The sequence below is a fragment of the Streptomyces sp. NPDC028368 genome (genome assembly GCF_055565615.1).
The window spans coordinates 516,959-536,027 of sequence record NZ_JBVHTY010000003.1 but is presented as its reverse complement, the minus strand read 5'-3'; the positions used below and the strand labels follow the sequence as shown (position 1 = coordinate 536,027).

The window sequence follows — 19,069 nt, the reverse complement described above, 5'->3', positions numbered from 1 at the left end:
GTACGGAACGGCTCGCGGCGCGGTCCGTCGGGGGGCTCACCGGGGCGAGACCTGCGGCCGGTCCGCGAACAGCCGCGGCAGCGGGTCCAGCGGGTCGTCGTAGAGGAGCACCAGATCGCGCGCCCAGTGGGTGCCGCTCTCCGCGGGCTCGGCGGCCTTGGCGCGCAGCTCGCGGACCAGCTCGGGCAGCCGGGCCACCCCGCCCGGCCCCTGGAGGAGCTCACGTACCCCGCGGTGGAACTCCTCGCAGGCGGCGTCGCAGGCGCGCTCGCCATGGCCGGTGGACGGCCACAGCGCGGCCGGGTAGCCGCTGTCCAGGGCGATGCCGACGGCCTCCCGCCCGAAGCCGTCGGCGACGGTGTGGCACAGCGCGGGCAGGGTGCCCTCGTCCGCGCTCTCCAGGAGCCGCAGCAACGATTCGGCGGAGCCGGGAGCCGCGCCGGAAGGTGCGTCGGGCGGGAGGCGCAGCGCGCGCAGTTCTCGGGCGGCGGTGATGCCCTGCCAGCGGCGCAGCCAGGCCGGGTCGACCTCGTCGCGGCGCGCCTGGTCGCGCAGCACCACGGGGCGCCGGGGGCCCACCGGCCAGCCCTTGGCGGTGCGCCGGGTGGAGGCCGCGACCTCCCACTGGCCGGCCGGGGTGTGCCAGCGGCCCTCGGGGACGGCGACCTCCAGACGGACCCGGGCACCCTCTCCCGCCTCGTCGTCGGCGCGCAGCAGCCGCGCGCCGAGCCGCCGCAGCACCTCGTCCCGGGCCTGCTCGAAGGGCACGCCGCCGTCGGACTCCCGGACGTCGACGCGCAGCCACTGGCCGCGCCCGTAGCCCTCGCTGACCGACCAGTTGAACAGCTCGCGCCCGGCCTCGTCGTAGAAGAAGAGCGGCTCGAACTCGACGAGCACGGAGCACGGCCGGAGCCGTACCGGACCGATTCTGCGGCGGTCCTGCGGCCGCAGCACCACCGCCTTGGCCTGTACGAACTCCGCGAGCCTGGCCGCCTCTTGGCGTACCGCGGCGGCCTCGTCCCCGGGGACGTCGCGGGCCTCGTCGGCGGTCAGCTGCGCCACGATCCGCAGGTAGTGCACCACGGACCGCAGTTCGGCGTACGGGTCGCTGCCCTGGTAGAGCGCGCCGTGGCCGTCCCGCCAGGTGCGCAGTGTCCAGGCGCCGGGTCCGTCGGCGCGGTCCAGGGCGGCGCCTACCGCCTCCTCGACGACCAGCGGGTCACGTGGCGCGGGCAGCCGGGCGAGCAGGTCGAGCGCCTGGAGGCGTTCCTGCACGCCCCACAGGCGGCCGCGCCCGGCCATGATGGCGTGCTGCGCGTCGAACCAGGTGGCCCCGCCGCCGAGGCCCAGGTCCTGGCCTCGCCAGTGCCAGCGGTCGTGCAGGCCCATCAGCGCGTGGTACGGATCGGCGCCGAGGCCCGTGGCGCCGGCCACCAGGTGTTCGGGGCCGAGCCCGCGCAGCGCGGTGACCGGCACCGCGAGGCCGAGGTGGTCGTGCCGGTGGCTGCCCTTGACGATGCCGACCACCTCGCCACGGTCGCATTCCACCAGTGGCCCCCCGGACGCACCGGGCGTGACCTTGACGTCGCTGCCGAACTGCAGGCCGCGGGCGTCCCGCGCGCCGAACCGCACGGCGATGAAGGGCTCGACGGGCCCGCCGGCCGCGCCGCCGTCCCGGCGGCCGTGACGGTCCCGGCCGGATTCACGTAGTACGCGTTCGCGCGCCGCCCGAGGGGGCGCCGTCGGCTCGTCGTGACCCCGGAAGATGTACGCGTCCTCCAGGAGGATCGCCGACTGATCGCTGAGCCAGGCGCAGGGGTGCTCGACGGCCGGGTCGAGCAGGCGGACCAGCGCGAGATCGACGCGCGCGGCGGCCGGCCCGGCCTCCGGGGCGGGCCGGCTGAGGTCGTAGACCAGCCGAGCGGCGAGCACCCGGCCGCCGACCACGACGCCAAGGACGCCGTCCGGGCCGAGCTCGCGGCGCCGCCCGTCATGCGGGGCGGGCACATGGGCACAGGTCAGCACCCAGCCGGGGGCGATCAGCACCCCGCTCCCCCACAGCGCGGTCTCCTTGCCTCCGGGCGCGGCACACAGCCCTACGGTCGTGCGCCCGGCGTGTTCGAGCAGCTGCGCGTATCCGGCCCGGTCGCCACGGGCGTGGGCCGGGCCGTCCGGGGACGCCATCAGCGGCCCGAATCATCCGGCTCCCGGCGGTCGGCCGGCCCGTCGGGGTGTCCGTGCGCCGCGGCGCCGTCCGCGCGCCGCCAGGTCAGCGTGATGGAGAGGTTGGCCTTCGCCTCGCCGTCCGCGAGCAGGGCGACGGCCTTGCCCGGCTTGGCCGAGACCTCCACACCGAAGGTCACGCTGGTCTCGTGCGGCGCGACCCGTGCGGTGGCCTCGCGGACGCTGGCGGCGACGCCGCCGACCACCTCGCGCAGGCCCTCGACCCGGGCGCCGAGCGCGTCCCAGGCGCCGACATCCTCGAATCCGCCGTCCCCGTCGTACTCGCCGCCCCAGTCGTCGAGGCCGGGGGCGTCCAGCCTGGAGACTCGGGCCCAGACCCCCGTACCGTCGGGCAGCTCGATGTACTGCGCGCGATCTTGCATCACGGCCTCCTGCTCCCCCTAGGCGGCAATTCCCCATTGCCGCAGGACCGTTGACAGACGATCAGGCTAGCCCGCGGGCGGCTGTGGCGCGAGAGGTCCGTGGGCCTGCCTATCCTGACCGGGAATGTCCCATGACCCCTGGTGGAGAGCGCGTGTATTTCACTGACCGTGGCATCGAGGAACTGGAGAACCGGCGCGGCGAGGAGGAGGTGACCCTCGCCTGGGTGGCCGATCAGCTGCGTACGTTCGTCGATCTGAACCCGGACTTCGAGGTTCCCGTGGAGCGGCTGGCCACCTGGCTGGCGCGGCTCGAGGACGAGGACGACGACGAGTAGCGGCGGGCACCGGGGCGGCGCTTGACTTCCCCCTTCCGCGATATATCGTGTCTAGCGAAGACACGATATGTTGCGTTGCACGGCTACCCGTGTGCGCGCCTACCCAGGGGAGGCCCGGTATGTCAGCCCGGACCGAGTGGTCGATCTCCGCGCCACGCAAGCTGGAATTCACCGATCCGGTAGCAGTACTGAACGTGCGCATGGCCGGCGGCACGGTGAATGTCGTCGGCACCTCGGACGGCGGCCCGGCCCGCCTGGAGGTCAGCGAGATCGACGGCGCACCGCTGGAGGTCTCGTACACCCGCGGCACCCTCTCCATCGGGTACCAGGACCTCCCCTGGAAGGGCTTCTTGAAGTTCCTCGACCGCAAGGGCTGGAAGCACCGGGCCGTGGTCTCGGTGACCGTGCCGGCCGCCACCCGCGTCGAGGTCGGGGTGGTCGACGCGAGCGCGGTGGTCTCCGGGATCTCGGGGCGTACGGACCTGCGCGGCGTCTGCGGTGACAGCACCCTCGTCGGACTGGCCGGCGCGGTCCGGGCGGAGACCGTATCGGGCAGTGTCGAGACCCAGGGCGTCACCGGTGACCTGCGGTTCCACTCCGTATCGGGCGATCTGACGGTGATCGACGGCGGGGGCGGCGGGGTGCGCGCCGAATCCGTCAGCGGGGACATGACCCTGGACCTGGACCTCCTGGCGAAGGACGCCGGAATCCAGCTGACGACGGTCTCCGGCGAGATCGCCATCCGGCTGCCCGACCCGGCCGACGCCCGGGTGGAGGCCAACACCACGACAGGATCGGTCGCCAACGCCTTCGACGACCTGCGGGTCAGCGGCTGGGGCCCCCGGCAGATCACCGGCACGCTGGGCGCGGGCACCGGCAAGCTCAGGGCCACGACCGTCTCGGGCGGGCTGGCGCTGCTGCGGCGGCCGGCGTTCGAGGAGCGCGAGCACGCGGCGGGGGCCGGCTCCGGGCCCCGCTCCGGCTCGGCCTCGGGCTCGGCCGCCGGCCCGGGGGCCGCCCCCACACCCCCTCCCGCCGCCCCCTCCGACGCCGAGAAGAAGGTGCTCTGAGCATGCCTCCCGTCTTCGCCCATGGCCGCCTCCGTCTCTACCTCCTCAAGCTGCTGGACGAGGCCCCGCGGCACGGCTACGAGATCATCCGGCTCCTGGAGGAGCGCTTCCAGGGCCTGTACGCCCCCTCGGCGGGCACGGTCTACCCGCGGCTGGCCAAGCTGGAGGCCGAGGGCCTGGTCACCCACACGACCGAAGGCGGCCGCAAGGTCTACTCCCTCACCGACGCCGGACGCGCCGAACTGGCCGACAGGGGCGGCGAACTGGCCGATCTGGAGCTGGAGATCCGGGAGTCGGTCGCGGCGCTCGCCTCGGACATCCGGGAGGACGTGAGCGGTTCGGCGCGGGATCTGCGCCGCGAGATGCGCGAGGCCGCGCAGCAGGCCCGCGCGGGCGCGAGCAGGTCCCGGACGAAGGGCGCCGCGGACGGCGCCGCCGGGCGGCCGTTCCCCGACCCCTCCGACTACTTCGACGGCGCGTTCGGCGACAAGGAGTCCTGGCGGCAGGCCAAGGAGGAAATCCGGCGCGCCAAGGAGGAGTGGAAGGAACAGGCCCGCCGGGCCAAGGAGGAGAGCCGCCGGGCCAAACAGGACGCCCAGCGGGCCCGTAAGCAGGCCCGGGACGCGCAGGTGTTCGCCCGCGAGGAGGTCCAGCGGGTCATCAAGCGCGTCCAGGAGCAGACCCAGGACCACGTACGGTCCGGGGACTGGTCGGGGGCGGTGCGCGAGGCGCTGTCGGAGGTCTCGCGGGAGGTCGGCCGCTTCACCACCGGGCCGTCCGGCCGGTCCGGTGAGCCCAGTGCGTCCGGTGCGTCCGGTGCGTCCGGCCGGTCCGGCGACGGGCACGGCGCCGGGGCGGCCGGGCCCCACGTGCGCGTCGAACGCGTCGATCTGGCCAAGGAGGACTCCGAGGCCGAGGCTCCCCCGGCGCCGGAGTGGGCGGGCGAACCGGCGAGCGGCGACCCGGCCCGCGACTTCGACCGGCTGCTGGACCGCTTCCGCGACGACCTCCGGGACGCCGCCCGCGACCACGGCATCACGCCCGGCCAGCTCAGGGAATCCCGCCGCCGGCTGTCCGCCACCGCCGCCCATATCGGTGCGCTGCTGCGCGATCCGGGGCGGTCTGCGCAGACGGACGGCCCGGAGGGAGAGGGGGCGGCCGAAACCCCCTCCCACCCCGACCCTCGGTAGTTACCCAGAGTTACTTATCTCGGCCTGGATTCACGGCGCGTAATCGGGGAATTCCTTTCATCGCATGGTTCACCGTGTTGAGGTGCACGGCCGGACCACCGCCAACTCCCCCTGTCCACACGCATCGTGAAGGCCAAGAGGTGCAGCGATGTCGGATTACCTTTCGGTCGCCCGCCGGATGTGGCACCAGATCGAGCCGCTGCATGCCACGCTCTACTTCGCCCCCGAGGCCCGCCAGGTGGCCTCGGACCTCGGCTTTGACGTCGCCTCACGGTGGCCCAGCTATTTCGCCTGGCGGACGGCTCCGCTGGGCACCGCCGGACCGGACCTGGTGGCGGCGACGTACTACAGCTTCAGCCCGCGGCTGATCGCCCGTCACGTCCCGGATATCTGGACCACCGCCGACCCCGCCAAGGTGCTGGACGCCCGGCTGCTGGCCATGGACCGCGCGCTGACCACGTTGATAGGCGACCGGCTGACCGGCGTTCAGCTCGCCGAGGCGGCCCGGCTGGCGCGCCAGGCCGCCGAGAACGCCGGGCCCGCGGGCCGTCCGCTGGCCGCCGCCAACCGCGATCTGCCCTGGCCCGACGCCCCCCACCTGGTCCTCTGGCAGGCCGCGACGGTACTGCGCGAACACCGCGGCGACGGCCATCTGGCGGCGCTGCTGACCGCCGGTCTCGATCCCTGCGAGGCACTGGTGTCGTTCGCCGCGATCGGCGCCGCGCCGGCCGCCGACTTCGTGGGGCGCGGCTGGAGTGCCCAGGAGTGGAGCGAGGCCCGGCACCGCCTCGTCGCCCGCGGCTGCATAGCCCCGGACGGCAGCGCCACCGAACGCGGCCGCAAGGAACGGGAGGCGATTGAACGGATGACGGACCGCCTGGCGGCCGGCCCCTGGCGCGCCCTGGGCCACTCCCGCGCCGAACGCCTCGCCCAGCTGCTCAAGCCCGTACTGGGCGCCGCCTTCGAGGCGGGCTATCTGCCCCGGCGCAGCACCTTGGGAATCGGCACGGTGAGCGTCGGCTATCCGTGACGGCGCACGGGCCCGCCCTGCGGGGCAGCCGGCCGGGCACCGCCGCCTCAGCTCCCCCCGGCCGCCTCCCCCACCGCGCGCTCCACATCGCCGTAGGTCACCCCGTGGTCGGCGAGGACGGACGCGGCCGGGCCGGGCCGGGCGGTCAGGGCCAGCAGCAGGTGCTCGCCGCCGATGCGCCGGTCGCCGCGGCCGAGCGCGATCCGCAGCGACCGCCCCAGGACGGACTTGGCCGCCGGGTCGAACCGAGGCGTGCCCCTGCGCCGCCCGCCCCGGCCGGCGGCGAGTGCGCCCGCCCCGTGCTCCCGCTCCACCCGCGCCACGATCTCCTCGACGTCGACGCCGAGCCCGGCCAGCGCCTTGACGTCGGCCGACGAGATACCGCCACGCCGGCGCACCGCCGACACGGCGTCCGCCACCGACTCCCGCCGCGCGCGGAGGCCGAGGGCGCCGAGCGCCGCGGCCGCGGTCGAATCCGTGTGGCCCGTACGGCCCGTACGGTCGTCACCGTCCAGCAGCGCGAGCAGCAGCTCCGCTTCACCCACCGTGCCGCTGCCCGCCCGGTCCGCCTGTGCCACGGCGCCCCGCACCGCGGCGCGCGCGTCCTTCGTGAACCTCTCGAACATCAACGCCTCCCGTGCTTCTTGTGGACCGCCTGCCTGCTGACGCCCAGCTCGGCGGCGATCTCCTGCCATGACCAGCCCTTCGCGCGGGCGCTGCGCACCTGTACGGCCTCGAGCTGCTCCAGCAGCCGCCGGAGCGCGGCCACGGCGCGCAGTCCGATCCTGGGGTCCCGATCGCCCGCCCGTTCGGCGAGATCCGTTGCTTTGGTCATGGTGTCAATTTATGTTGACACGCGGCACCCGTCAACCATCATTGACACATCCGGCGCGCGGCCACCCGCCCCTTCCCCTTGACCTCAAGTGCGCTTGAGGGGAAACGCTGCCCCCATGAACAACACGACCGACACCCTCACGACCGACTTCCCCGACATCCCGCGCCCCGACGCCGCGACCGTCCTCGTCAGCGCGTGGATCGTGGCGGACCCCGCGCGCCAACGCGCCGCGGCCGACGCGATACTCGGCGAGTGGGAGCAGCAGTCACGTCCGGAAGCGATGCTCTCGCTGAGCGTCTTCCTGAGCGTCGACGGCAGTCATCTCCTCAACTACGCGCAGTGGACGAGCGACGACGCCCACCGGGAATGGGCACTTACCCGGCGCCCCGGCGCCGTCGGCCGGATCGACGCGGCGGTCCCCGGCGTCCGGCGGCCGGGGCTGGTGCGGTACCGGCGCTACCGCAGTTACGTACCGCGGGAGCCGGCCGGCCGCCGGCCCACGCTCCTGGTGACGCCCGCCTTCGCCACCACCGGACCGGACGCCCAGCGCGCCCTCGCCGACACCGTCGTCGAGGAGCTGACCCGCGAGCAGGTGCCCGGCCTGCTCGGTGCCCACTTCCATCTGAGCCAGGACGGCGACCGGGTGCTCAACTATGCGGAGTGGACGGAGATTTCGGCGTGGCGGGAGTTCGCCGAGCGCGGGGCCTCGGCGCGGCTGCGGGCGGCGGTCGACGCCATGGACGGAGTGACGGCCGTCCCGGCGGTCCCCGATGCGCCCGACGTGGCGCGTTACGAGCTGTACAAAAGCCTGGTCAATGTCCCCACCCCGGACACCACGCCATCCCGAGGAGCCTGACCCCCATGTCCTATCCCGAACCCCGCTACCTGGGCGAGAACGGCGAGATCTCCGCGGTGCACCGCCCGGCGGACACCCCGCCCGACCTGGTCAGGGGCGCCAACCGCACCCACTACCTGGCGACCCACGCCGCCACCGGCGGCGAATTCGGCCTCTACCGCCTGGACATGGGACCCAGGGCTCCGGGCCCCAGCACCCACTTCCACCGGACCATCTCGGAGTCGTTCTTCGTCCTCTCCGGCTCCGTGGAGCTCTACGACGGCGAGCGCTGGGCCACCCGCGGAGCGGGCGACTTCCTCTACGTCCCGGCCGGCGGGCTGCATGCGTTCAAGAACGATTCCGATGACCCCGCGTCGATGCTGATGCTCTTCTCGCCGGGCGCGCCGCGCGAGGAGTACTTCGAACAGGTCGCGGAGGTGGCGCAGCGCGGCGGTCAGGAGTTCGCGGAGTTCCTTGTCCGGCACGACAGTTACTTCGTGCCCGAGGAGGCGGGGGCCGAAGACCGGTGACCCGGTGCCCGGCGCGGCGCCGCCGGTCCGCGGCGCTCCCGGGCCGCGGTGCGGCTTCCGTCCTGGTGTTACGTCGTCGCGGTGGCCGCCGCCGCGGTCTGCTTCGCGCTGCCGGCCGTGCTCGACACCGGCCGCAAGAGGGCCCTGGCGCGCGAGGGCAAGGGCGGGGACCGTACTGTCAGCGCCCGCTGAGGCGCACCGACAACGAGATCACCGCCGCCACCCCGTCCGTCCGCACCACACAGCGGGCCCCGGTCCCGGCGCCGGTCACCCTCGCGGCATCGAACCGCTCCAGCCGCACCCCGGGCCCACCCGGGGCACTCAGCTCCGTGCGGCCCTCCACGGCGACCACGAGAGCGCCCGCCGGAGCCGGCCCGCTCCCCCGCACCATCTCCACCTCGGCCCGCGCCCGCCCCTCGCGCACCATCACATTGAGGTTGACGACGGGACCGTCCAGCAGGCGGCATTCGGTGGCGGCGGCGCCGGGGAAGGCGAACGGGAGGAAACGGTCCGGGAGTTGGCGGGGCGTGCCGTCCACGGTCAGCTCCAGGCCGCCGCCGTCGACGACGGTGAGGATCCGCCGGATGCCGGGCAGCGGCGAGTACGGCCCGTCCCGGGTCACGTCGGCCAGGCTCACGCGCCAGTCGAAGGTGTCCCAGCCGGCGCCGGGCGGATGGACGGCGATCTCGCGGGTCACCCCGCCGCCGTTGCTCCAGGGCATGGCGATACGCCCGTCCGCCCGCAGAATCCGTAGCGCCTCGCCCATACCGCCCCGCCCCTCCCGCCGGTCCCGGACCGACAGCCGTCCGTCAGACCGTCAGACCGTCAGACCTGAGACCTCAGACCTCAGACCGTCAGCACGACCTTGCCGAACAGATCGCCCTGCGCCATCTTCTCGAAGCCCTCGCGGGCCCGGTCCAGCGGCAGTGTGGAGTCGATGACCGGGCGGATGCCCTTGGCCGCGCAGAAGCTCAGGAGCGAGGCCAGCTCTTCCTTGGTGCCCATCGTGGAGCCGACGACCTTGAGCTCCAGGAAGAAGATCCGGTTGAGTTCGGTGCGCTCGGGGTGGAAGCCGCTGGTGGCGCCGGAGATGACGAGGCTGCCGCCGGGGCGCAGCGACTTGACGGAGTGCGACCAGGTGGCGGCGCCGACCGTCTCGATGACCGCGTCCACCCGCTGCGGCAGCCGCTCGCCGGTCGCGAACGCCGCCTCGGCGCCCAGTTCTTCGGCGCGCTTGCGCTTGGCCTCGTCGCGGCTGGTGGCGAAGACCCGCAGTCCGGCCGCGGCACCCAGCACGATGGCGGCGGTCGCCACGCCGCCGCCCGCGCCCTGGACCAGGACGCTGTCCCCGGGCCGTACGCCGGCGTTGGTGAAGAGCATCCGGTACGCGGTCAGCCAGGCGGTCGGCAGGCAGGCGGCGTCCTCGAAGGAGAGTTCCCTGGGCTTGGGCAGGACGTTCCAGGAGGGGACGGTGACCTGTTCGGCGAAGGTGCCCTGGTAGCGCTCGGTGAGGATGGAGCGGGGCTCGTCGGGGCCGACGCCGTGGCCGGTCTGGCCGATGACGGAGTGCAGGACGACGTCGTTGCCCTCCGCGTCGGTGCCGGCGGCGTCACAGCCGAGGATCATCGGCAGCGACTCCTCGGTGATGCCGACCCCGCGCAGCGACCACAGGTCATGGTGGTTGAGGGAGGCGGCCTTGACGTTGACGGTGGTCCAGCCGGGGCGGGCCTCGGGGGCGGGGCGCTCCCCCAGCTCGAGGCCGTTGAGGGGCTGGTCGCGGTCGATGCGCGCGGCGTAGGCAGCAAACATGATCCCAACGTAGGCCGCGGCCGGGCGCCGCGGTACCGCGTACGGGTGTGACACGCACCGCGCTCGCCCCTGTACCCAACGGGGCCGGGCCCGCACCCGTGATGAGTGCGGGCCCGGCCCGTCGTCGTACGAACTCCGCCAGGTCAGCGGCGGGCGACGCCCTCCGCACGGGCGGCGGCCGCGACGGCGGCGGTGACGGCCGGCGCCACACGCTCGTCGAACGGCGAGGGGATCACGCATTCGGCGCTGAGCTCATCGGCGACGACGGCGGCCAGCGCCTCGGCGGCGGCGAGCTTCATGCCCTCGGTGATCTGCGAGGCGCGCACCTGCATGGCGCCCGCGAAGATGCCGGGGAAGGCCAGCACGTTGTTGATCTGGTTCGGGAAGTCGCTGCGTCCGGTGGCCACCACGGCCGCGTACTTGTGCGCGACGTCCGGGTGGATCTCCGGGTTCGGGTTGGCCATCGCGAAGATCATCGAGTTCTTCGCCATCTTCGCCACCGCCTCCTCCGGGACCGTGCCGCCGGAGACCCCGATGAAGACGTCCGCCCCGTCCAGGGCGTCCTCCAGCGAGCCGGTCAGGTTCGCCTTGTTGGTGAAGCCGGCCACCTCGCGCTTGACGTCGGTGAGGTCGCCGCGGCCGGCCGAGACGATGCCCTTGCGGTCGCAGACCGCCACGTCGCCGATGCCCGCCTCGATGAGGATCTTGGCGATGGCGACACCGGCCGCACCGGCGCCCGAGATGACCGCGCGCAGCTGCCCCAGCGAGCGGTCGGTGAGCTTCGCGGCGTTGCGCAGCGCGGCCAGCGTGACGACGGCGGTGCCGTGCTGGTCGTCGTGGAAGACGGGGATGTCGAGGCGTTCCTTGAGCTTTGCCTCGATCTCGAAGCACCGCGGGGCGGAGATGTCCTCCAGGTTGACGCCGCCGAAGGACGGTGCCAGCCGGACGACGGTCTCCACGATCTCGTCGGTGTCCGTGGTGGCGAGCGCGATCGGAACCGCGTCCACGCCGCCGAACTGCTTGAAGAGGATGGCCTTGCCCTCCATCACGGGGAGGGAGGCCTCCGGGCCGATGTCGCCCAGACCCAGCACCGCGGTGCCGTCCGTGACGACGGCCACGACCTGGGACTTCCAGGTGTAGTCGTGCACGAGCTCGGGATGCTCGGCGATGGCGCTGCACACCTTGGCGACGCCCGGCGTGTACGCGAGGGACAGGTCGTCCTTGTCGCGGACGGGCACGGTCGCCTGGATGGCCATCTTGCCGCCGCGGTGGAGCGCGAAGGCCGGATCGAAGAAGGCTTCGTCCGTAGTTCCGCCCGAGCCCGCGTCCGCGCCCGTATTGCTGTCGCTGCGAGGATTGACGATCTCCGCTGCCACTTGTTCCAACCCCTTTATTTCTTCGTACATCAGTTGAGGGTGACCACTCCCTGGTTGAGGGGTGGGCGGGCACCGCGTCCGGTCCCTACGAGACGGATGGCCGCCGCGCGGGGGGAGGTACGGACGCCGGGCGCGCCGCACGCGCGCCCTGAGCCCCGGATGAGGGGTGTAACGAACCTTTCTACCCGACGGGCGCGGGCCCCGACGAGTCAGATTCATTACCCTCGGGTTCAAGGATCGGACATTGGCGGCGAAATATATAAAGACGTCGAAGTGCCATCCGTACGTGTCCGGATTCCGAGACGCCCCAGGCAGGACGGGGCGCGCCGCACACATCGCCCGTAACGGTTCACCCTTGTGCCATATGGGCCACACCCTGGGCTTGCTCGTCCGTTATCCGATTTTGACCTGCGAGGCAGTCCGGATACCGGAGTCCGGATGGCAGGATTCCGACGCAGCCGGGGTCGCGGCGCTCGATGGTGTGCGCCCGGCCCCTGCCCACCGGCCCGCCAGTCGGACACTTCATCCGCAGGAGGATCAGCATGACCGCAAGTACCACCCGTCGCCCGGCCGCCGGCAGGTCGCGTACGGCGGTGGCCGCGGTGGCCTCGGTCGTCGCCTCGATGCTGGTACTCAGCGCCTGCGGCGACCAGACCGACGCGGCCATCGCCCGGCGCGAAGCGCAGAAGAACCGCAATGTGCACGCACCGCTGTTCAAGATGCTGCCCAAGGAGGTCCAGGACAAGGGCTTCCTCCAGGTCGGCTCGGACATGACGTACAAGCCGGTGGAGTTCCGCACCAATGGCCAGATCGCGGGCATCGACCCGGATCTGGCGGCGGCGATGAGCAAGGAACTGGGCATCAAGCTCAACTTCAACAACGCCACCTTCGACACCCTCATGGGCGGTATGAAGTCCAAGCGCTACGACATCGCGATGTCGGCGATGACGGACACCAAGGACCGCCAGGAAGGCGTCGACAGCAGCACCGGCAAGAAGATCGGTACGGGCGTCGACTTCATCGACTACCTCAATGTCGGAGTCTCGCTCTATACGCAGAAGGGCAAGACCCAGGGCATCGACGGCTGGGACACGATGTGCGGCAAGAAGCTCGCCGTACAGCGCGGCACGGTCTCGCACGACCTGGCCAAGGACAAGTCCAAGGCGTGCCAGAAGGCCGGCTCGGAGCCCATCGCCATCGAGGCCTTCGACAATGACTCCGAGGCCCAGACCCGGCTGCGCACCGGCGGCGTGGACGCCGTCTCCAGCGACTATCCGGTCGCCGCGTACGCGGTGAACGTCTCCGGCCACGGCAAGGACTTCGAGATGGTCGGTGGCGCGCCGCTCAAGGCCGCCCCGTACGGCATCGCGGTCCCCAAGGGCCAGGCGAAGCTGCGGGACGCGCTCAAGGCCGCGGTGGAACGCGCGATCAAGAACGGCTCGTACGCCAAGGTCCTCAAGAAGTGGGACGTCAAGGACGCCGCGGTCAAGGAAGTGCAGCTCAACGGCGGTTCCTGAACCGCCGCACGCTCCGCCGCACCCCCTGCCCGCACCTCCCGCCACACGCTGAAAGGCAACACCCGTGTCAGTTGACGTCGACAAGTCGGCCCAGCCGCCGGCGGACGCCCCGCCGCCCCAGCCCGAGCCCATCAAGGCCATTCCGGTCCGTCATTACGGGCGCTGGGTCGCGGCCCTCGTCGTCATCGCGCTGCTCGCCGCCCTCGGCCGCGCCTTCGCCACCGGTGACGTGAACTGGAATGCCATCCCCCAGTACATGTTCAACGCGGACATCCTCAAGGGTCTGCGCAACACCCTGCTGATCACCGTGCTGTCGATGATCATCGGCATTGTGCTGGGCGTGATCCTGGCCGTGATGCGCCAGTCCAAGAACCCGGTGACCTCCACCGTCTCGTGGTTCTACATCTGGTTCTTCCGCGGCACGCCCGTCTATGTCCAGCTGTTCCTGTGGTTCAACCTCGGCCTGGTCTTCCAGTACATCGACATCATGCCGATCTACAAGGACGAGTGGTCGGACTTCATGACCCCGTTCCTGTGCGCGCTGCTGGGCCTCGGGCTCAACGAGGCGGCGTACATGGCGGAGATCTGCCGGGCCGGCCTGACCGCCGTCGACGAGGGCCAGACCGAGGCGGCGCACGCGCTGGGCATGAGCCACGGCAAGACGCTGCGCCGGATCATCGTGCCGCAGGCGATGCGAGTGATCGTGCCGCCGACCGGCAACGAGGTCATCAACATGCTGAAGACCTCCTCCCTGGTCGTCGCCGTCCAGTACTACGATTTGCTGCAGGCCGCGCAGAACGTCGGACGTGACTCCGGGGTCGTCGTCGAGATGCTGATCCTCGCCGCCGCCTGGTACCTGATCGCCACGACCGTGCTGAGCATCGGGCAGTACTACCTCGAGCGCTACTACGCCCGCGGCTCCAGCCGCCAGCTTCCGCCCACTCCGCTCCAGCGCCTCCGGGCGAAGCTGGCCGGCGGCCTCAACCGCGCCGGAGGTGCCGCATGACCACCAGCAAGCTCACCGAGAAGACCGCCGGCGAGTCCGGCGGCCCGATGGTCAAGGCCGAGGGCGTGCACAAGTCCTTCGGCGCGGCCCACATCCTCAAGGGCATCGACCTGGAGGTCGCGCCGCGGGAGGTCTTCTGCCTGATCGGCCCGTCCGGTTCCGGCAAGTCGACGTTCCTGCGCTGCATCAACCACCTGGAGAAGGTCAATGCCGGCCGGCTCTCCGTCGACGGCGAACTGGTCGGCTACCGCGAGCACAACGGCAAGCTGTACGAGCTGCGCGACCGCGAGGTCGCCGCGCGCCGCCGCGATATCGGCATGGTCTTCCAGCGCTTCAACCTCTTCCCGCACATGACCGCGGTGGAGAACATCATGGAAGCGCCGGTCCAGGTCAAGGGCGAGTCCAGGGCGAACGCCCGGGAGCGCGCCCTGAAGCTGCTGGACCGCGTGGGCCTGGCCGACAAGGCCGGCAACTACCCCTCGCAGCTCTCCGGCGGCCAGCAGCAGCGGGTGGCGATCGCCCGCGCCCTGGCCATGGAGCCCAAGCTGATGCTCTTCGACGAGCCGACCTCGGCCCTCGACCCGGAGCTGGTCGGCGATGTCCTGGACGTCATGAAGGACCTGGCGGCCGACGGCATGACGATGATCGTCGTCACCCATGAGATGGGCTTCGCCCGCGAGGTCGGCGACTCGCTGGTCTTCATGGACAACGGCGTGGTGGTGGAATCCGGCCACCCGCGCGAGGTCCTGGGCAACCCGCAGCACGAGCGGACCAAGGCGTTCCTGTCGAAGGTGCTCTGACGCGTCCCGCTGCGCGGCGCCGGCCGCCGCGCAGCGGTGCGTCCGGGTCCTACTTCAGGCCCAGCACCAGCGCATCCGTGGGCGACGCCCACACCGCCCGCGCCTCCGCGAAGCCCGCGGCACGCAGGGCCCCGGCGTGCCACTGCACGGACGGTGTGTCCCCGTCCGCGTGCTCGCCGTAGATCTCGAAGCGCTCGGCGGTCGGCCCGGCCAGCCGCGGGTCGGCGGCGGCCAGCTGCCACCACTGGGCCCAGTCGACCGCTCCGGCCTCCTTGGCCCGGTTCATCCGCGCATGCCGGAAGGCCCGCTCGGCGTCGTTGATCCGCGGGGTGGTCCCGTCCGGCATGTGGTCGGCGTTCATGAACACCCCGCCGTCCCGCACCAGGGTGCCGAGCTGCCCGTACAGCTCTTGCAGGGGCTCGGTGTGCAGCCAGTGCAGCGCCGTGGCCGTCAGCACCGCGTCGTAGGAGTCGTGCGGCAGTTTCGCCGTCCACCGCGGGTCCTTGAGATCGGCCCGTACGAAGCGGACCCGGTGCTCGCCCGCGAAGTACCCTTCCGCGATGGCCAGCAGCGCGGGATCCAGGTCCACCCCCACACTTTCGGCATCCGGGAACCGCTTCAGCAGCCGGTCGGAGATACTGCCCGTACCGCAGGCGAGGTCCAGCACCCGGGGGGCGGGTCCCACCAGTGCCTCCACCATGTCGAGCATGACCCGGAACCGCTCCTCGCGGTCGGGCAGGTACCACTCCTGCTGCCGGTCCCAACTCGTCTGCCAGGCCTGCCAGTCGGCCCCGGTCATGGTCTCGGTCATCGCAACCCTTCCAGCCCGTACTACCCTGGTAATAGCCACACGGCAGCACCGCCTATTACGAACGGCGCGCAACCGCACCTTATTCCCACCTCGTAAGGACTACAAGTGGAACTGGCCTATTACTCGGACTTCGCCGTGCGACTGGTCAACACGGAGCAGCCCGAGCGCGGTGGCGACACCCTCACCACGGTCGAGGCGGTACGCGAACTCTTCGGCCCCGCCCAGCAGAGCGCCCGGCGCGCGACGGACAGCGACGTGACCCGGCTGCGCGCGGTCCGCGCCCGGCTGCGCGCCGTCTTCGAGGCCGCCGACACCGGCGACGAGGTACTGGCCGTGGACCTGCTCAACGCGCTCATGATGGAGTTCCCGGTCAGCCCGCAGATCTCCGGCCACGAATACCGCGACGACAACGGCCGTCCCGACTGGCACATGCACATCGCCGACCACGCCGCCAACGCCACCGCGAGCTACACCGCCACCGCCTGCATGGGCCTGGCGTTCCACCTCACCGATCTCGGCGTCGACCGGCTGGGCATCTGCGAGGCGCGGCCGTGCCGCAACGCCTACCTCGACACCTCGACCAACCGCTCCCGGCGCTACTGCTCCGACCGCTGCGCCACGCGCGCCAACGTCGCCGCCTACCGCGCCCGCAAGCGCCTGGAGAGCGAACGGTCCGCCCGCACCGGCCGCACCGCCGAGAAGGCCCAGGAGAGCACCGCACGCGGCGACCGCTGAATCCCGCGCGGCGACCGCAGCCGCACCCAGGCGCGGGCGATGACCAGTTCATCCGGAACCGCCCCGAATTCCCGGCTGTCGTTGGCGACATACGGATTATCGCCCTGCACCCACCACCCGCCGTCCCTGCGCTCCACGGCCCGCTTGACGATCAGCAGATCCTGCCGGAACGGATGCCGCAGCACCACCACGTCACCGGGCCGCACCACCGCGCCGTACTGCACCACCAACTGGTCCCCCGGCAGCAGCGTCGGCACCATCGACGGGTTGTAGACCTCGGCGAGCCCGAACGCCCGCAGCGGCCCGCCGCCCCCGCCACCCGTCTCCCCGGCGCCGCCTTGGGGGGACCCCCCGTGTTCTTCAGCCGATGAGCGAGGCTCCCGCTCCCGCTCCGGCCCGCGCTCATGCACCCGCTCCGGCATCCCGTACCTCCCGGTCCAGCCCCGGTCAGACCCGCTCACCGGTCCATCCTCCATCAGTCCCACCCTGGCACTGGACTTTTGCCCTAAGACCCCCGGGCCACCCGCGAAAAGCCTTCCCGCACCGAGTAATCTCGCACCTGAGAAGACGATCACGAGGAAGGACTGCACATGCTCTCCCGCCTGTTCGCCCCCAAGGTCAAGGTCAGCGCCCACTGCGACCTGCCCTGCGGTGTTTACGACCCGGCTCAGGCCCGTATCGAGGCCGAGTCGGTCAAGGCCGTCCAGGAGAAGTACCAGGCAAACGAGGACGCGGACTTCCGCACCCGCGCCGTCCTGATCAAGGAGCAGCGCGCCGAGCTGGCCAAGCACCACGTCTCGGTGCTGTGGAGCGACTACTTCAAGCCCCCGCACTTCGAGAAGTACCCGCAGCTGCACCAGCTGGTCAACGACACCCTCAAGGCCCTCAGCGCCGCCAAGGGCTCCAACGACCCGAAGACCGGCGAGAAGGCCCTGGAGCTCATCGCCGAGATCGACCGGATCTTCTGGGAGACGAAGAAGGCCTGACCCAGGTCTTCCGCCCGGCCTGCCCGCACCCGGTCCGGCACCGCCCGTCCTCGGTGACGGTGGTGTCGGACGGGTGCGGTCTTCGTTTCGGGAGCCCGGTGCGGTGACGGCGCTCCGGGCGGTGTCACACCAGGGCCGGACCGGCGATGCGGGCCACCCGTGGCAGGGCGAGCCGGGCGTAGTCGCTGCCGGAGATGACCAGCGAGCGGTCGAGACGGGCGGCGTTGAAGTAGAGCTGTGGCTGGGCGAGGACGTCCGGGTCCGCGACCGGTTCGAGGTCGGGATCGAAGCTGAAGGGGAGCACGGTACCGGGGATGGCGCGGGCCAGTCGCTCGGCGGTGGCCGCGTCACAGAATCCGACATAGCGGGCGGCGAACACCGCGCGGACCGCTTCGAGGTCCACCCGCCGGTCACCGGGCACGACCGCGAGGACGTAACGAGTGGTCCGCCGGTCGAGTTTGACCCTCAGGATGAGGCATTTCGCCGCCTGGGACAGCGGGTGTCCGCGGAGCGCGCTGACGGTCTCGGTGGTGCCTTCGGGCTCGTGGTCGATGAGCCGGTAGGCGGTGGCGGCGGTGTCGAGCAGGGCGATCAGGCGCTGGTAGGTGTCGTGATGCGGCATGCGGTGCTCTCTTTCACGGCGTTGCGGTGGGTGCGTTCGATGGACTGGCCCCAGTAGGTCCCCGCGACCATCAGCGCCGCGCCAAGGGCGCTCAGGACGGTGAGCCGTTCGCCGCCGAGGCCGATGCCGGCCGCGACCGCCCAGACCGGTTCGGTGCCCAGCAGAAGGCTGGCCCGGCTGGCCGAGGTGCGCTGGACGGCCCAGGTCTGGGCGAGGAACGCGAACACGCTGCAGAACAGGGCGAGATAGATCAGCTGGGTCCACGCCGCGGCACCGGCGTGGACCAGGACCGGCAGACCGCTCACGGCGGGCACCAGGAACAGCGCCGAGCCGACGACCGTCTGTACGGCCGTCAGATGCAGCGGCCGCAGCGCGCGGCCCGCGGTGAGCCGTCCGACGAGCGCGACGTGCACCGCCCGTACCACTGCGGCGGCGAGCATCAGCAGGTCGCCGGCCCCTGGAGTGCGCAGGCCGCTGCCGGACACGAGCAGCGCGACAGCCAGGGCGCACACGCCTGCGGCGGCGAAGAACCGTGGCGGCGGCCCGCCGCGGCGGCCGGTGCGGTCCAGCAGCGGGGTGAGCACGATGGTCAGGCTGATGATCAAGCCGGCGTTGGCGGCACTGGTGTGCGCGACGCCGTAGGTCTCCAGAACGAGGACGGCCGCCTGGGTGACCCCCAGGAGCGACCCGGTCCGGATCTCCGCACGGGTGGTGCGGCCCGCCCCTCGGCGGCCGGCGATGACGGCGATGACGGCGGCACAGGCAAGGGCGGAGAGGACGTAGCGGAGGAACAGGACGACCAGGACCGGGAGGACGGAGGTCGCTGTCTTCGCCGCCAGATAGCTGGAACCCCAGACGATCGCGACGAGCAGAAGTACCAGGTCGGTACGGCGGGAATCGGGCACGGCCCTCACGGTGCCCCAGCATGATCTTGAAGCCAAGTACCAGTTTCTCAAACGACCTTTTAGCTTGCCTA

General features: G+C 71.9%; 23 protein-coding genes. 12 read left to right on the top strand and 11 right to left on the bottom strand.

The annotated features are described in order from the left end of the window. Positions 1 to 36: 36 nt before the first annotated feature. Both ACZ4S3_RS09575 and ACZ4S3_RS09570 read right to left on the bottom strand, forming a co-directional pair. Positions 37 to 2,184: a VMAP-C domain-containing protein gene (locus ACZ4S3_RS09575; protein ID WP_467929071.1), complete on the bottom strand. Its 2,148-nt coding sequence runs from the start codon at positions 2,182 to 2,184 to the stop codon at positions 37 to 39. After that, a complete protein-coding gene (locus tag ACZ4S3_RS09570) occupies positions 2,184 to 2,606 on the bottom strand; it encodes a CU044_2847 family protein (protein WP_467929067.1) in 423 nt (140 codons plus the stop codon). The genes ACZ4S3_RS09575 and ACZ4S3_RS09570 overlap by 1 nt, the downstream gene beginning before the upstream one ends. Positions 2,607 to 2,758: 152 nt before the next feature. Between ACZ4S3_RS09570 and ACZ4S3_RS09565 the strand changes: the two genes are divergently transcribed. The 4 genes from ACZ4S3_RS09565 to ACZ4S3_RS09550 all read left to right on the top strand — a co-directional run bounded on the left by ACZ4S3_RS09565 (position 2,759) and on the right by ACZ4S3_RS09550 (position 6,231). After that, positions 2,759 to 2,941 (top strand): DUF6104 family protein, encoded by a 183-nt coding sequence (locus ACZ4S3_RS09565; RefSeq protein WP_467929064.1) that lies wholly within the window; start codon positions 2,759 to 2,761, stop codon positions 2,939 to 2,941. 119 nt (positions 2,942 to 3,060) lie between these two features. Continuing rightward, entirely contained in the window at positions 3,061 to 4,011 is a 951-nt protein-coding gene (locus ACZ4S3_RS09560) for a DUF4097 family beta strand repeat-containing protein (RefSeq protein WP_467929062.1), read from the top strand. 2 nt (positions 4,012 to 4,013) lie between these two features. After that, positions 4,014 to 5,201 (top strand): PadR family transcriptional regulator, encoded by a 1,188-nt coding sequence (locus tag ACZ4S3_RS09555; protein WP_467929057.1) that lies wholly within the window; start codon positions 4,014 to 4,016, stop codon positions 5,199 to 5,201. A 148-nt stretch (positions 5,202 to 5,349) separates the two neighbouring features. Further along, a complete protein-coding gene (locus ACZ4S3_RS09550) occupies positions 5,350 to 6,231 on the top strand; it encodes an SCO6745 family protein (RefSeq protein ID WP_467929053.1) in 882 nt (293 codons plus the stop codon). Positions 6,232 to 6,278: 47 nt separating this feature from the next. Here ACZ4S3_RS09550 and ACZ4S3_RS09545 read toward each other — a convergent pair whose 3' ends face one another. Both ACZ4S3_RS09545 and ACZ4S3_RS09540 read right to left on the bottom strand, forming a co-directional pair. Beyond that, entirely contained in the window at positions 6,279 to 6,857 is a 579-nt protein-coding gene (locus tag ACZ4S3_RS09545; RefSeq protein WP_467929051.1) for a Clp protease N-terminal domain-containing protein, read from the bottom strand. Continuing rightward, positions 6,857 to 7,066 (bottom strand): helix-turn-helix domain-containing protein, encoded by a 210-nt coding sequence (locus ACZ4S3_RS09540; protein ID WP_355857933.1) that lies wholly within the window; start codon positions 7,064 to 7,066, stop codon positions 6,857 to 6,859. Before ACZ4S3_RS09540 ends, ACZ4S3_RS09545 begins: the two co-directional genes overlap by 1 nt. A 115-nt stretch (positions 7,067 to 7,181) precedes the next feature. On the opposite strand from ACZ4S3_RS09540, the gene ACZ4S3_RS09535 reads away from it, so the two are divergent. The 3 genes from ACZ4S3_RS09535 to ACZ4S3_RS09525 are packed head-to-tail and all read left to right on the top strand — an operon-like array spanning position 7,182 to position 8,623. After that, complete coding sequence (locus tag ACZ4S3_RS09535; RefSeq protein WP_467929048.1) at positions 7,182 to 7,922, top strand: antibiotic biosynthesis monooxygenase; 741 nt, start codon at positions 7,182 to 7,184, stop codon at positions 7,920 to 7,922. A gap of 5 nt (positions 7,923 to 7,927) precedes the next feature. After that, complete coding sequence (locus ACZ4S3_RS09530) at positions 7,928 to 8,431, top strand: cupin domain-containing protein (protein ID WP_467929044.1); 504 nt, start codon at positions 7,928 to 7,930, stop codon at positions 8,429 to 8,431. Between the two features lie 48 nt (positions 8,432 to 8,479). Further along, positions 8,480 to 8,623 carry a hypothetical protein gene (locus ACZ4S3_RS09525; RefSeq protein ID WP_467929040.1) on the top strand — a complete coding sequence of 48 codons (144 nt, stop codon included), beginning with the start codon at positions 8,480 to 8,482 and terminating at the stop codon, positions 8,621 to 8,623. On the opposite strand, the gene ACZ4S3_RS09520 is transcribed toward ACZ4S3_RS09525, so the two are convergent. The 3 genes from ACZ4S3_RS09520 to ACZ4S3_RS09510 form a co-directional block, all read right to left on the bottom strand. Continuing rightward, positions 8,610 to 9,197 carry a HutD/Ves family protein gene (locus ACZ4S3_RS09520; protein WP_467929036.1) on the bottom strand — a complete coding sequence of 196 codons (588 nt, stop codon included), beginning with the start codon at positions 9,195 to 9,197 and terminating at the stop codon, positions 8,610 to 8,612. The two genes, ACZ4S3_RS09525 and ACZ4S3_RS09520, sit on opposite strands and share 14 nt — an antisense overlap. Before the next feature lie 80 nt (positions 9,198 to 9,277). Then, a complete protein-coding gene (locus ACZ4S3_RS09515; RefSeq protein WP_467929031.1) occupies positions 9,278 to 10,240 on the bottom strand; it encodes a zinc-binding dehydrogenase in 963 nt (320 codons plus the stop codon). 143 nt (positions 10,241 to 10,383) lie between these two features. Next, positions 10,384 to 11,616, bottom strand: coding sequence for an NAD(P)-dependent malic enzyme (locus ACZ4S3_RS09510; protein ID WP_467929725.1), 1,233 nt, complete (start codon positions 11,614 to 11,616; stop codon positions 10,384 to 10,386). A 542-nt stretch (positions 11,617 to 12,158) separates the two neighbouring features. Between ACZ4S3_RS09510 and ACZ4S3_RS09505 the strand changes: the two genes are divergently transcribed. The 3 genes from ACZ4S3_RS09505 to ACZ4S3_RS09495 all read left to right on the top strand — a co-directional run bounded on the left by ACZ4S3_RS09505 (position 12,159) and on the right by ACZ4S3_RS09495 (position 14,939). Then, entirely contained in the window at positions 12,159 to 13,133 is a 975-nt protein-coding gene (locus ACZ4S3_RS09505; RefSeq protein ID WP_467929029.1) for an ABC transporter substrate-binding protein, read from the top strand. A gap of 64 nt (positions 13,134 to 13,197) precedes the next feature. Next, positions 13,198 to 14,139 carry an amino acid ABC transporter permease gene (locus ACZ4S3_RS09500; protein WP_467929025.1) on the top strand — a complete coding sequence of 314 codons (942 nt, stop codon included), beginning with the start codon at positions 13,198 to 13,200 and terminating at the stop codon, positions 14,137 to 14,139. A gap of 47 nt (positions 14,140 to 14,186) precedes the next feature. Then, positions 14,187 to 14,939 carry an amino acid ABC transporter ATP-binding protein gene (locus tag ACZ4S3_RS09495; RefSeq protein ID WP_467929723.1) on the top strand — a complete coding sequence of 251 codons (753 nt, stop codon included), beginning with the start codon at positions 14,187 to 14,189 and terminating at the stop codon, positions 14,937 to 14,939. A 49-nt stretch (positions 14,940 to 14,988) separates the two neighbouring features. Here the strand turns inward: ACZ4S3_RS09495 and ACZ4S3_RS09490 are convergent, their stop codons facing one another. Further along, a complete protein-coding gene (locus tag ACZ4S3_RS09490) occupies positions 14,989 to 15,750 on the bottom strand; it encodes a class I SAM-dependent methyltransferase (protein ID WP_467929020.1) in 762 nt (253 codons plus the stop codon). A gap of 105 nt (positions 15,751 to 15,855) precedes the next feature. On the opposite strand from ACZ4S3_RS09490, the gene ACZ4S3_RS09485 reads away from it, so the two are divergent. After that, positions 15,856 to 16,485: a CGNR zinc finger domain-containing protein gene (locus tag ACZ4S3_RS09485; protein WP_467929015.1), complete on the top strand. Its 630-nt coding sequence runs from the start codon at positions 15,856 to 15,858 to the stop codon at positions 16,483 to 16,485. Here ACZ4S3_RS09485 and sodX read toward each other — a convergent pair. Beyond that, positions 16,389 to 16,907, bottom strand: a complete 519-nt coding sequence (gene sodX / locus ACZ4S3_RS09480; protein WP_467929721.1) for a nickel-type superoxide dismutase maturation protease — start codon at positions 16,905 to 16,907, stop codon at positions 16,389 to 16,391. The two genes, ACZ4S3_RS09485 and sodX, sit on opposite strands and share 97 nt — an antisense overlap. Positions 16,908 to 17,075: 168 nt before the next feature. On the opposite strand from sodX, the gene sodN reads away from it, so the two are divergent. After that, complete coding sequence (gene sodN, locus ACZ4S3_RS09475) at positions 17,076 to 17,471, top strand: superoxide dismutase, Ni (protein ID WP_129244482.1); 396 nt, start codon at positions 17,076 to 17,078, stop codon at positions 17,469 to 17,471. A 124-nt stretch (positions 17,472 to 17,595) separates the two neighbouring features. Here the strand turns inward: sodN and ACZ4S3_RS09470 are convergent, their stop codons facing one another. Together ACZ4S3_RS09470 and ACZ4S3_RS09465 are read right to left on the bottom strand one after the other, a co-directional pair. Then, the gene (locus ACZ4S3_RS09470; protein WP_467929009.1) at positions 17,596 to 18,093 is read right to left on the bottom strand and encodes a YbaK/EbsC family protein; all 498 of its coding nucleotides are present in this window, start codon (positions 18,091 to 18,093) and stop codon (positions 17,596 to 17,598) included. Next, positions 18,063 to 18,998, bottom strand: coding sequence for a DMT family transporter (locus tag ACZ4S3_RS09465; RefSeq protein ID WP_467929007.1), 936 nt, complete (start codon positions 18,996 to 18,998; stop codon positions 18,063 to 18,065). Before ACZ4S3_RS09465 ends, ACZ4S3_RS09470 begins: the two co-directional genes overlap by 31 nt. Positions 18,999 to 19,069 lie beyond the last annotated feature (71 nt).

What these genes read in the sequence shown, in the direction of transcription:
- ACZ4S3_RS09530 (WP_467929044.1), top strand. Translation starts at nt 7,928, where the DNA reads ATGTCCTATCCCGAACCCCGCTACCTGGGCGAGAACGGCGAGATCTCC.
- ACZ4S3_RS09470 (WP_467929009.1), bottom strand. Translation starts at nt 18,093, where the DNA reads ATGCCGCATCACGACACCTACCAGCGCCTGATCGCCCTGCTCGACACC.
- ACZ4S3_RS09540 (WP_355857933.1), bottom strand. Translation starts at nt 7,066, where the DNA reads ATGACCAAAGCAACGGATCTCGCCGAACGGGCGGGCGATCGGGACCCC.
- sodX (WP_467929721.1), bottom strand. Translation starts at nt 16,907, where the DNA reads ATGCCGGAGCGGGTGCATGAGCGCGGGCCGGAGCGGGAGCGGGAGCCT.
- ACZ4S3_RS09545 (WP_467929051.1), bottom strand. Translation starts at nt 6,857, where the DNA reads ATGTTCGAGAGGTTCACGAAGGACGCGCGCGCCGCGGTGCGGGGCGCC.
- ACZ4S3_RS09555 (WP_467929057.1), top strand. Translation starts at nt 4,014, where the DNA reads ATGCCTCCCGTCTTCGCCCATGGCCGCCTCCGTCTCTACCTCCTCAAG.
- ACZ4S3_RS09560 (WP_467929062.1), top strand. Translation starts at nt 3,061, where the DNA reads ATGTCAGCCCGGACCGAGTGGTCGATCTCCGCGCCACGCAAGCTGGAA.
- ACZ4S3_RS09520 (WP_467929036.1), bottom strand. Translation starts at nt 9,197, where the DNA reads ATGGGCGAGGCGCTACGGATTCTGCGGGCGGACGGGCGTATCGCCATG.
- ACZ4S3_RS09495 (WP_467929723.1), top strand. Translation starts at nt 14,187, where the DNA reads ATGGTCAAGGCCGAGGGCGTGCACAAGTCCTTCGGCGCGGCCCACATC.
- ACZ4S3_RS09505 (WP_467929029.1), top strand. Translation starts at nt 12,159, where the DNA reads ATGACCGCAAGTACCACCCGTCGCCCGGCCGCCGGCAGGTCGCGTACG.
- ACZ4S3_RS09575 (WP_467929071.1), bottom strand. Translation starts at nt 2,184, where the DNA reads ATGGCGTCCCCGGACGGCCCGGCCCACGCCCGTGGCGACCGGGCCGGA.
- ACZ4S3_RS09570 (WP_467929067.1), bottom strand. Translation starts at nt 2,606, where the DNA reads ATGCAAGATCGCGCGCAGTACATCGAGCTGCCCGACGGTACGGGGGTC.
- ACZ4S3_RS09490 (WP_467929020.1), bottom strand. Translation starts at nt 15,750, where the DNA reads ATGACCGAGACCATGACCGGGGCCGACTGGCAGGCCTGGCAGACGAGT.
- sodN (WP_129244482.1), top strand. Translation starts at nt 17,076, where the DNA reads ATGCTCTCCCGCCTGTTCGCCCCCAAGGTCAAGGTCAGCGCCCACTGC.
- ACZ4S3_RS09550 (WP_467929053.1), top strand. Translation starts at nt 5,350, where the DNA reads ATGTCGGATTACCTTTCGGTCGCCCGCCGGATGTGGCACCAGATCGAG.
- ACZ4S3_RS09535 (WP_467929048.1), top strand. Translation starts at nt 7,182, where the DNA reads ATGAACAACACGACCGACACCCTCACGACCGACTTCCCCGACATCCCG.
- ACZ4S3_RS09515 (WP_467929031.1), bottom strand. Translation starts at nt 10,240, where the DNA reads ATGTTTGCTGCCTACGCCGCGCGCATCGACCGCGACCAGCCCCTCAAC.